Origin of the sequence: Treponema primitia (assembly GCF_046533075.1) — a bacterium.
Classification (GTDB): Bacteria; Spirochaetota; Spirochaetia; order Treponematales; family Breznakiellaceae; genus Termitinema; species Termitinema primitia_B.
Window position 1 is genome coordinate 1 of record NZ_JAJQRB010000014.1, and the last position, 11365, is coordinate 11365.

Genomic DNA, 11365 nt, shown 5'->3' on the forward strand with positions numbered 1-11365 from the left:
AGCGGGGCTGCGGAAGCAGACTCTACAAGCGTGCTCGGTCAGGGATGCCCCTCCCTCCCCCCGTCTTTGCCAAACCGCCTGTCAGTTCTTCCTTCTTCATCCGTGAGGTCCGTGAGGTCCGTGAGGTCCGCAGTTAATCTCCTTCATATTGCAATCTATACAGCCCCGCATACAAGCCGTTTTGGGCTATCAGTTCCCGGTGGGTCCCCTGTTCTACCAGGCGGCCGCCGGAAAGGACCAGGATACGGCTGGCGTGGCGGATGGTGGAGAGCCGGTGGGCAATGACAATGGAAGTACGGTTTTCCAGGACCTTCAGAAGGCCCAGTTGGATCAGATGTTCCGTTTCGGTATCAACGGAGCTGGTGGCTTCGTCAAGGATCACCACCGCAGGGTTATGAGCAATAACCCGGGCAAAGCTGATGAGCTGACGCTGGCCCGAGGATATATTGGCGGCCCCTTCGGAAAGCTTAGTCTGATAGCCTTCACTGAGACGGGAGATAAATTCGTGGGCATGGACAGCTTTGGCGGCTTCCTCCACCTGGGCGTCCGTGAGTGGCAGTCCCAGGCGTATGTTATCCGCCACGGCGCCTGAAAACAGGAATACATCCTGCAAAACCGGAAGTACCGAACGGCGCAGCTCCCCCAGGGGGATATCGGTAATGGGGATGCCGTCCAGGGTAATGCGCCCGGAATTGATATCCCAGAGCCGGGCAAGCACATTAGTAATAGTAGTTTTTCCTGCGCCGGTATAGCCCACAATGGCTATCATCTCACCGGCCTTCACCGTAAAACTAAGATCCTTGAGTACCCCTTCCCCGTCTTTGTAAGAAAACTGTACATTTTCAAAGGTAATATCCCCGCGGATGGAACCTTCAACGGAATGGGTTCCCGTATTGGGGATATGTTCATCCGTGTCCAGGAGCTTAAAGACCCGTTCGCCCCCGGCCATGGCGGACTGGAGGAGGGTATACTTTTCCGAAATATCCATCACCGGGGCGTAGAACATCGCCACCAGATTGATAAACGCGATAAGTACCCCCAGGGAAAGGGAAAGGTTAAAGACCATGTTGGCGCCCACCACGATCACCGCCGCTACCGTAAGGGTGGAGAGGAATTCTACCAGGGGCCTAAAAGTAGCAAAGACGTACATTTCCCCCAGATTGGCGTCCAGGAGTTCCTTATTACGTTCCGCAAATTCCCCGCTGCTTTTCTTCCCGCCCCGGAAGAGCTGTACCACCTGGATTCCGGAGATACGCTCCGAAAGATAAGAGTTCACCCGGGAAGAGGCGACCCGCTGCTGCCGGAAGGCGTCCCTGGCTTTAATGCGGCTCACTGCGGTGATCCCCAGCACCGGGGGCAGGAGCAGGAGGACCACCAGGGCCAGCTTGGGGGCAAGCACAAAAAGAACCGCCAGTACCCCAACCATCACAGAAAGGTCCTTGATGAAGGCCACCAGGACGGTGGTGAAAAATTCATTCAGGGTTTCCACATCCCCGGTAAGCCGGGTAACGATCCTGCCCACAGGATGCCGGGACAGAAACGCTGTGGACTGGGAGGCGGTTTTTTTAAACAACGCCAGACGTATTTCCTTCATGGCCCGCTGTCCTATGAGGGAGGTGGTCCAGGTTTGGAAAAAGGTACAGACAAAGACCAGGGCGAGGATGATAAACATCTCCGTTACGGTAAAGAATATGCGGGAAAAGTCCCTGCCCCGGACTGCCCGAATTTGATCAACCGGAAGGGCGTAAAGATCGGCGGTTCTTATGGCCGCAGTTTCAGCGCCGGCGGGTGATTTACCCCGGAGAAAAAGCTCACCCCGGCTTTCCATTACCGCAATGGCGGGATCTTCCGGCCCTACTGTAAAGGCATACCACTGTTCGCTGTCCAGGATACCCGCAGAACGCAGTTCCCTCTCCGCCGCAGCGCTAATACTCCGGGACGAACCGGTAAGGAAGGATCGGCTCTGGGGTATAAAAATATTTGTTCCAACAGCGATACTGCGCTTAATATTACTGATCTGATCCAGGGACTTGCGCGCCTCAGAAGAGAGGCTTGTATTTCCGCCTTGACGGAGGAGAATGGACCGGGCCAGAATGGCATCGTCGATGAGCCGCTGCTGGAAAATGGGGATGACCAATTCGCCCAGAGTGGAAAATGCCAGGGTAAAAAGTATGACACAGCTCAAAAGGCGGTAGGGTTTTATGTAACCCATGATGCGCCGGACCAGGTCGCTGTCGTAGCCCTTTACCACATCTTCGGTTTCAAAATAATCAGCCATGGCCCTCTCCCTGCTCCAGCCGCTGCAGCTCCGCCATCTTAGCGTAGAAGCCGCCTTTTTCAAGCAGCTCCCGGGGAGAACCGCTTTCTGCAATCCGGCCCTGTTCCAACACCAGCACAATATCTGCGTAGGCAAGGGTGGAGACCCGGTGGGAAACTATCACCGCAGTAGAACCGCGGCTTCCCCGGATTTTCCGCTCGCGTTCCGCCAGAAGACCCCGGAGTATCCGTTTTTCCGTTTCCGCATCCACCGCAGAAAGAGAATCGTCCAGAATAAGGATTTCGGCGCCCATGATTAAAGAACGGGAAATGGCGGTCCGCTGTTTCTGCCCCCCCGAAAGGGTAAGTCCCCGCTCACCGATGGTGGTTTCCCATCCCCGGGCAAAGCCCGCCAGGTCCCGGTCCAGGGCGGCCAGTTCCGCACTTTCCCTGATACGGGATTCATCGGGGAACTCAAGACCGTAAGCAATATTGCGGCCTATGGAATCCGAAAAAAGGTAACTATCCTGGGGGGTCACCGCGAAAAGGGCGCGTAGTTCCTCCAGGTCCCATTCCCGCACATCAACGCCGCGCACAAATACTGCGCCCTGCGGGGGGTCCACCATGCGGGTCATAGTTTTGAGCAGCGTGGACTTTCCTGAACCGGTACGGCCCAGGATACCCACCCAACTGTTCCGGGGTATGTTCAGGGTGATATCCTCCAGAACATTCGCATCGCCATAGGCAAAGTTCAGGTTCCGTATTTCAATTTCGTTTACCGCAGTCCCCGGTCCCGGCCGCTTCACCACCGCAGGGGAAACGATGGAGGGTTCCGTCTCCAGAACGGAGTTAACCCGGCCAAGGCTCACGGCGCCGCGCTGTATCATATTTACCATGAACCCCGCGCCCATAAGAGGCCAGATAAGCATTTGGAAATAGCTAAAAAGGGCCACCAGTTCCCCGGGGCTCATGAGACCCTCCACCACCCGGCGCCCCCCCACGAGGAGGAGGATCAGGGAAGTGAGCCCCGAAAGGAAGGTGATGAGGGGGAAGAATAGCCCGAAGGTCTTGACCAATTCCATGTTGGCGTCCCGGTAATCATCATTGGTGTCGGCAAATTTTTTGATAAACCACAATTCCTTCACAAAGGATTTGATCACCCTGATACCCGCAAAGGTTTCCTGGACCGCATCACTCATGGCGGAGTAGGTTTCCTGCGCCTTCTGGAACTGCTTTCCTACCCTATGCCCAAAGAGGAGTATCAGTATCGTAATAGGAAGCAGGGGAAGCACCGCACAGGCAGCGGTCCGGGGGTCCTGGATAAAGATAATAATCAGGATTGCTGTGGCTAGAATCGTTCCGTCCACCAGGGCTACCAGACCCATACCGATGGCCATCCGTACCGCCCCCACATCACTGGTGGCCCGGGCCATAAGATCCCCAATTTTGTTTTTTTGGTAAAAATCGTAGGACAAAACAAGGAGATGATCGAAGAGCCTGCCCCGCAGTTCCGTCTCTATGCGCCGGGAGGAACCATGGATAAAATAACGCCAGAGGAAGCGCCCCCCGCAGACAAGAAGCATACTCCCAACCATGCCAAGACAAAGAAGAAAAATACGATTCCCCACAGGATTATTGCTGCCGGTGTCAGTAATACTGGCGATAGAAATCAAATCCACCGCCCGGCGCACAAACTGGGGGATCAGTACCTGGGCGGCATCCACGAAGAGGAGACAGATAAAGCCCCGGAAATACTGCGCGCGGTACCTGGCAAGATAGGGTAAAATAGTTTTGTATTCCCGGATGGAGGTCCTACGCTTCATTATCGCTGTCATCTTCATCGCGTATTCTTTTTGGAGGAACCATCAGATTCTTCCTGACATCCGCTTCAAGCTTGGCATTCCAAATATCCAGTTTTTTCTTGGTCATCTCCGTCTCTTCCCTGGGTCCAAGGACACTGTAGAGCCTGCGAAGGGCCGAAAGAAAATGTATCCCCGTATTAAAATCTTCAATATTCTTTGTGGATAATTCATATTTTTCCCGGTACCGGTCCGCCGTCTGGGACAACAGTTTCTTTATCAAGCGCAGATGGTATACCGTGGGTTCATATTCCGGAGAACGGGGATCCGTATTAACCACCGCCTTTTTCAAATCCATGATGTTTTTTGCCACCGCCGCAAAGCGCCCCTCAAGTTCAACGAAGGACCACCTCCATTTAGTCTTATCCCCATAGGCATCTTCCAGAAGCTGGATACCAAGCCCGATCTTGCGGACAAGCAGGTACCGGGCGGCGGCATCCAGGGGAGCAATCCCGGCGAGTTTTTCCTCGTAGTCCGAGAAGGGAGCGTCAACATAATTACTCACCACCTTTTCCAGGTAGATGATGCATTTGTAAAGAGATTTTCGGGCGTCATTGAGGGCTTCCTCGTTCTTGGCGCCCAGTACGGCCAGAGAAATACCGTTCACAATAATATAGTTAGAAGTAAGGCTGAGCATATCATCAGCAAGGGCGACCCGTTTCATGCCCGCTTCCCCGCTATCCTGACGGATCTGGGACATGGTTTCCTTTTCCCGGCTCAGGAGTTCAGCAATAACCTGGTTAAAACTGCCGATCCGTTCCAAATATCGGCGCAGTTCAATACTGGAAGTCTTCGGCATTGTATCCTCATTTCTTGTATTTCTTCAGTAATTCATCCGCATGGGCCAGGGCCGCTGCACCCCCGGCGTCTCCCGCCAGCATCCTGGCAATTTCCCCCCGGAGCGTATCGGCGGAGAGCACTGAAATTACGGTGGTGGTCCTGCCTCCCCCGGTCTTTTTCTCAACCCTCAGATGATTATCCGCCCGAACGGCGATACTGGCAAGATGGGTTACGCAGAAAATTTGTTTAATGCCGCCGATCTTCCGGAGGTAGTCCCCCACCGCCAGGGCAACCTCTCCTCCTATGCCGGTGTCGATCTCATCGAAAACCAAGGTTTCCTGCGAATCGGAGATTCGCTTAGAATCGGAGACAGCCCCGGTATGCTCCCCGGTGAGGGCCGTTTTGATGGCCAGCATCACCCGGGAAAGTTCCCCCCCGGAGGCGATGCGGGACAGATCCTTCAGCGGCTCCCCGGCATTGGCGGAAATGAGGAATTCCACGTCCTCCGCGCCCCAGGGACCGATTACCATGGATGTCTTTTGCGGCTCGGCGCTTTGTCCCCGGTTATTCACCCCCACCTCAAAACGGGCGTTGGGCATACCAAGGCTCTTGAGGATGGTGCTGATCCTATCCCCCAGTTTAGCCGCGGCGGAGCGCCGTTTTGCACCCAGGGCCGAAGCCCGTCCCGCAAGGTCCTTCTCCAGCAGGGCAATTTCCGCGCCCAGCTTTCCCCGGTTTTCCCCGGCGTTGGAAAGGGCGTCAATTTCCGCCTCCGCAGCATTCCTGTAGGCCAGTATGCCATCTTCTTCGATGCCGGAGCCGGAAGCCGCCCCCCCGTATTTCTTCCGCAGCCGGTACAGCAGGGCGAGCCGCTCCTCCACTTCCTCCAGCCGGCCCGGTTCGTAGCGGAGCGCATCACGGTAGGAGCGGAATTCCTCCGCCAGATCCTCAGCCTCGTAGTAGAGATTCTCCGTACGCTGCTGCATGGCCGAAAGTTCCCCATCGATGGCGGCGGCATTATCCATTGCGGTGCGGACACGCCGGGTCAGGGACAACACCGAAGGCTCATCTTCAAACAGGGCGGCGGCGGCGGAATTTACCTGCCCCGCCAGTTTTTCAAAGGAAGCCAGCCGTTTGGATTCGGCCTCCAGTTCCCGGCTCTCCCCGTTTTTCACCGCCGCCTTGTCAATTTCTTCAATAGCGTAACGGAGTATCTCCAGCCGGGCGTCCCGGTCCCGCTCATTGGCGGCGGATGTCTCCAGGGTCCTCTTTTTATCCGCCAGGTTCAGGAATATTCCGTTGAACTGGGCGGCTTCGTTCTCAAGGCCGGCGAATCGGTCCAGGTATTTCCGGTGGATTTCCTTATGCAGCAAAGATTCGTGGGAATGCTGACCGTGGAGATCAAAAAGGAGGCCCATACATTGCTCCAGGTCATTCCGGCTAAGGGGCGCATCCTGTATATATATCGAAGAACGCCCCGAAGTTTTTATATTCCGCCGGACGATGATACGCCCATCCTCGGCTGCAATATCCCGGCTTGCAAGCCAGTCCAGCGCATCCCGGTTGTCCTCCCGAATGGAAACCACCGCCGATACCGAAGCCTCCTCGCTGCCGGTGCGGATCACCGAAGTCTCCGCCTTGGCGCCCAGGAGAAAACTCAGGGCGCCCACAATGATAGACTTTCCCGCCCCGGTTTCCCCGGTGAGGATATTGAGCCCCCCCTCAAAGGATACCGAAAGGTTGTCGATCAGGGCGTAGTTGCGGACATTGAGTTCCTCAAGCATGTCCCACCTCGCCGGTTAAAGATCCGCCGGACCAGTTGAGCTTGGTACGCAGCGCCCGGTAAAAGTCCTCCCGGTCCGAAGCAATAAGCAGGGCATCCCGGGGAGAGCGGCGTATGAAGATCCGGTCCCGGGGTTCCAGGGATTCCGTAACCTGGCCATCCACGGTGAGGAGTATGCCGCTCCGCTGTTCGCTTTCCAGTTCCACGATCACCGTTTCGTGGGCCGGTACCACCATAGGGCGGTTAGACAGGGTAAAAGGACAAAGGGGGTTGATAATCACCGCCGCCAGTTCCGGGTCCAGTATGGGCCCCCCGGCGGCCACCGAGTAGGCGGTGGAACCGGTGGGTGTGGCCACGATAAGTCCATCGGACCGGTAATGCCCCAGGCGTATGGGTTTTCCCCCGCCGGGCTCCGAAACGGATTCAACACCCATGCTCAAAAGCTTGGCTATCCCCAGAGCGGAAATTACCGCATCGTTCAGGCAGGTACCCCGGGCTATGGTTTTGCCCTGCCGTTCCACCCGAACCTCCAACATGAGCCGGCGGGAAAGAGCCGCCTCTCCCCGGAGCCAGGATTCAAAAACCTGTATCCATTTCTCCGGGTGGACCGCGGCGATAAAGCCCAGGGAACCCAGGTTTACCGGGAAAATGGGAACCCCCAGGGGCGCCAGGGTCCGGGCAGCGTAGAGGACCGTGCCGTCCCCGCCCAGGCTGAAACAGCAATCGTACTCCCCATCGGGTTTAAAATCACCCTGGCCATCGAAGAAAAAGGAATGGGTTTTTATATTCCGGCGGCGCAGTTCCGCCTCAATCGTTTTACCCAGGGACCGGGAGTTTTCTTTGAGGATGTTAACAATCAACAATGCCCGTTTGATTTCTCCCATCCTGCAATCCTTATTTATGGCAGGGTCAAAATGAGCTTGGAGACCTTCTCTATATCCGGCCCGCTGAGCCGGGGGTAGAGGGGAAAGAGGGCGGTCCTGAGTGATAAGGAATAGGATTCCGGGCAAAGTTCGGTAGGAACATGACCTGCGCCCATGAGGGTATCCTCCAGGGCGCTTTCCACGGCGATATCCTTCCGCTTGGCATAAGCCTTTACATCCTTCATACCGGTTTCCAGGACCAGGGAGAAGGCGTAGTTATTGTATTCGAAGGTATCATTTTGAACGAAACGCTTATGCCGGGTCCGGAGGCTCGCCTGGGCATAGATCTTGGCGATTTCCCGCCGTTTTTCCAGGTTCCGCGAGGCTTCCCGAAACTGGACCACCGCCATGGCGGCATTCATATCCGGCAGCCCGTACTCCGGGGGCAGTTCCGCATAGTTCCGCAGCACCCCCGCATCCCGGCGGCTCATGGCGTAGAGCAGAGCCCCTCCCCCGGCGGTAAGCAGATCCTTCTCTTCCAGCCCCAGTATGGTAAGCGCCCCGGAAGGATAGGGCGGCTCCGGCGGAGCTTGCGTAGCGGCAGCCTCGGCGGCAGCGGCTTCAGCAGCGGCGGGGCCCAGGGGCCGTTCGGCGGACAGGGCGCCATAGCTCTGGGACCGGTCTTCGATAACAGGCAGCCCCAGACCCAGGATGCCGGCCATATCCGGCACATAGCCCAGGGTATGGTGCAGAACAATGCACCGGGCAACAGGCCCGCCGGACCGGGAACGGGCAGCCTCAATAGTTTCCGGGCCCATGGAGGCTGACGAGGGCATCACATCCGTATAAACGGGAACCAGGCCGAGATCTTCGATCACCTGTTTGTAATATCTTGGGGATAGGGCGGAAATAATCACCCCCTGCCCCTGCTCTAAGTTGAGGGTACGCAGGGCAAAGGAAAGGGCGATGGCGGGACTCCGGAGGGCCAGGGAATAATCAAACTGAAGCCGTTCCTTGGCAATCTGCACAAGATGTTGGGCGTGTTCCCCGGGGCCAATCTTATCCTCCACCAGGGCGGTAAGAACCGCGTCCATCTCTTTACGCCTGATGGTCGGAGAGTAAACTTCGATTTTCATGTAATTACCTCGGGTGTCGGAGGACTAAAGTCCATTAGCGTTTATTAAGATCCGCGATTTTCTGCAGTTCCTTGGCATTAAAGAGATCCCGTATATTCAGGATGATAAGATACCCGTGGTCCTGACGGACGACTCCCTTTATATACTCCGCCCCGATACCGCTGAGCATCTGGGGAGGCGGCTGAATTTCTTCCCGCTCAATAGTTACAACCCGGGAAACCCGGTCTATGATTACCCCCAGTTTCATCCCATCGATATCGAGGATAATAAAACCGGACAACAATTCATCTTCCTCGGAACTGAGCATCCTTTTTAAGTGGAACCGTTTATGGAGGTTGATAATCGGAATTATCTCACTGCGGAGGTTGAAAATACCTTCCACATAACCCGGAGCATTGGGAATCGCCCTGATTTCCTGGACGCGGACGATTTCTTTTACGTCCATTATATTAATCCCGTATAATTCTTCCCCAAGCTGAAAGGTAACTAATTGATTCTGGTCAGCCATTGCAACTCCTGGCGGTTCCTATTGAAACCGTATTGTTCCTTACCATCTACTGTACTATCGAAATCATCTTTCTTCAAGTCTTTCGGGATAATTCGCCAACTTATTCGATAAAAAGCGTGTGGGCAGCGCAAATAGCCGAAGCCAAGGCGTCTGCGGCGTGGTCCGGTTTAGGGATATCCTCCAGCCCCAGGATAAACCTGACCATTTCCTGAACCTGGGACTTATCCGCCCTGGCCGCCCCGGTTACGGCCTGTTTTATCGCATTGGGGGTAAATTCCCGTACCTGCAGCCCCCATTCCGCCAGGGCCATACCGAGCACCCCCCGGGCTTCCGCCACCGGCATGGCGCTGGACACATTCCGGGCAAAATAAAGGGTTTCCATGGCGGATTCGACGGGCTCATAGGCCGCCAAAACCTCCCGAAACGCCGTATAAATCGAAAAAAGGCGTTCCGCCTGTGGGCGATCCGCCTTAGTTTCAATGCATCCGTGGGCGATATGCCGAATCCGGCTGCCCCCAATCTCCACAAGCCCCCAGCCGACGGAGGACAAGCCCGGGTCGACCCCCAGGATACGGCGTACCGTCACGGTCCGCGCCGCCTGGCCGGCTAAGGCCAGCAGCCCGGACTTCTTACTCCGACTCAAAACCTTCGGGTATTTCCAGGTTGGAATACACGTTCTGCACGTCTTCGTTTTCTTCCAGCCTATCGATAAGCTTGACCACCTTGCCCGTGGCGTCCCCCTCAAGGGCTACCTCGGCTTCGGCAACCATGCTCACCTCAGCGCTCATGGTCTCGATACCCTTTTCGTTGATCACGTTAAGTACCGGCTCAAAGTCTTCCGGGGAGGTGGTAATCTCGATAATCCCATCGGAAAGGGCCACATCCTCGGCGCCCCCATCAAGGGCAATCTCCATGATCTGATCTTCGGTATACTTTTCCCCATCAACGGTGATGATCCCCTGACGCCTGAAGAGCCGTGAAACCGATCCGGAGGTGGCAAGCTGCCCACCCGCCCGGGTCAGCATATTGCGTATATCCGCAGCGGCCCGGTTCTTATTGTCCGTCAGGACTTCGATAAAGATCGCCACCCCGCCGGGGGCATAGGCTTCGTAGATCAGCTCTTCGTAGTTGACCCCTTCCAACTCGCCGGTACCCTTTTTGATGGCCCTGTCGATGTTATCCTTGGGCATATTGGCGCCCCGGGCCTTGAGAATAGCGGTCCGTAAACGCGGATTTGCGTCGGGACTCCCCCCGCCCATCCTGGCGGCAATGGATATTTCCTTGATCAGCTTGGTAAAAATTTGGCCGCGTTTTGCATCGGCGGCGCCTTTTGCGTGCTTAATAGTCGCCCATTTACTATGGCCGGACATGATAACTCCTACTTGGCATTTTTGGAATTAGCCGCCTCTGCGGCTAGTTCTAAAAATGCAGTTCAATCGAAGCGAAACAACGTTTCGCATAACTCCTTGTACGTCTTATATTTGGGTAGTGTAGCAAGAAAGTAGGTCTCTGTCCAGTGGGCGGTAAATGCCCTCTTTTCTCTGTACTTTGTCGGCAAAACGGGCGTGGGGAGGGGTGCGCCCGCCTTTGTTACATAGGACGAAGAAGGGGGGATTTACCGGGGGATCACATACTGGAGTGGCGTGTACGTATTCGCCTTTGTCGCCTTTGCGGTCTTTTTTCCTGTTCAAGCCGGGCTCATAGCCGGCTTTTCTCTCCCATGGGGGGGGGTCCTGGATTGCAGTATAGGAATGGGTCTTGATATGATCAAAAAACAAAAATATTTTTCCGCAGACTAAAGCAAAATCAGGGGCTAACTCCCTATTTGGGGCAGGAGGTTTTTATGAAAAAACCATTGCTCAAAATTATGGTGGACTATGTTTTCAAACTCATCTTCGGGGACCAGAGGAATATTGATATTCTTGCAGGGTTTTTAAAGGCTGCCCTGAATCTGCCCGAGGCGGAATACGATAGTCTAACCGTTGTGGACCCCAATCTCAAACGGGAGTTTGAGGGCGACAAAGCAGGGGTTTTGGACGTTAAAGTTCGAACCAAAACGGGTATCGTAATCGACGTGGAAATACAGGTCTCCGCCTATGGCGGTCTACGCAAACGGCTTACCGAGTATGCCGTCAAAATGGTCACCGAACAGATTAAGCGGGGGGACAACTGGGGCCAGG

The 11365-nt window shown here is 55.5% G+C and carries 10 protein-coding genes; 1 reads left to right on the plus strand and 9 read right to left on the minus strand.

Annotated features, from left to right (window positions below; all coding sequences use genetic code 11):
* Window positions 1–133: 133 nt before the first annotated feature.
* From LQZ19_RS02670 to LQZ19_RS02710, 9 genes are all read right to left on the minus strand, one after another.
* A complete protein-coding gene (locus LQZ19_RS02670) occupies window positions 134–2278 on the minus strand; it encodes an ABC transporter ATP-binding protein (protein WP_411046097.1) in 2145 nt (714 codons plus the stop codon).
* Window positions 2271–4079: an ABC transporter ATP-binding protein gene (locus LQZ19_RS02675; RefSeq protein WP_411046098.1), complete on the minus strand. Its 1809-nt coding sequence runs from the start codon at window positions 4077–4079 to the stop codon at window positions 2271–2273. The genes LQZ19_RS02670 and LQZ19_RS02675 overlap by 8 nt, the downstream gene beginning before the upstream one ends.
* Window positions 4069–4914 (minus strand): hypothetical protein, encoded by an 846-nt coding sequence (locus LQZ19_RS02680; RefSeq protein WP_411046099.1) that lies wholly within the window; start codon window positions 4912–4914, stop codon window positions 4069–4071. Before LQZ19_RS02680 ends, LQZ19_RS02675 begins: the two co-directional genes overlap by 11 nt.
* A 7-nt stretch (window positions 4915–4921) precedes the next feature.
* Window positions 4922–6679 (minus strand): DNA repair protein RecN, encoded by a 1758-nt coding sequence (gene recN, locus LQZ19_RS02685; protein WP_411046100.1) that lies wholly within the window; start codon window positions 6677–6679, stop codon window positions 4922–4924.
* Window positions 6672–7562, minus strand: coding sequence for an NAD(+)/NADH kinase (locus tag LQZ19_RS02690; protein ID WP_411046101.1), 891 nt, complete (start codon window positions 7560–7562; stop codon window positions 6672–6674). Before LQZ19_RS02690 ends, recN begins: the two co-directional genes overlap by 8 nt.
* Before the next feature lie 14 nt (window positions 7563–7576).
* Window positions 7577–8677 carry a DegT/DnrJ/EryC1/StrS family aminotransferase gene (locus LQZ19_RS02695; RefSeq protein ID WP_411046102.1) on the minus strand — a complete coding sequence of 367 codons (1101 nt, stop codon included), beginning with the start codon at window positions 8675–8677 and terminating at the stop codon, window positions 7577–7579.
* A gap of 34 nt (window positions 8678–8711) precedes the next feature.
* The gene (locus LQZ19_RS02700) at window positions 8712–9185 is read right to left on the minus strand and encodes a chemotaxis protein CheW (RefSeq protein ID WP_411046103.1); all 474 of its coding nucleotides are present in this window, start codon (window positions 9183–9185) and stop codon (window positions 8712–8714) included.
* A 100-nt stretch (window positions 9186–9285) separates the two neighbouring features.
* Window positions 9286–9828, minus strand: a complete 543-nt coding sequence (gene ruvC / locus LQZ19_RS02705) for a crossover junction endodeoxyribonuclease RuvC (RefSeq protein ID WP_411046104.1) — start codon at window positions 9826–9828, stop codon at window positions 9286–9288.
* A complete protein-coding gene (locus LQZ19_RS02710) occupies window positions 9815–10555 on the minus strand; it encodes a YebC/PmpR family DNA-binding transcriptional regulator (protein WP_411046105.1) in 741 nt (246 codons plus the stop codon). Before LQZ19_RS02710 ends, ruvC begins: the two co-directional genes overlap by 14 nt.
* 473 nt (window positions 10556–11028) lie before the next feature.
* Between LQZ19_RS02710 and LQZ19_RS02715 the strand changes: the two genes are divergently transcribed.
* Window positions 11029–11365, plus strand: a 337-nt coding sequence (locus tag LQZ19_RS02715) for an Rpn family recombination-promoting nuclease/putative transposase (RefSeq protein WP_411046106.1), incomplete at its 3' end; no start/stop codon positions are given.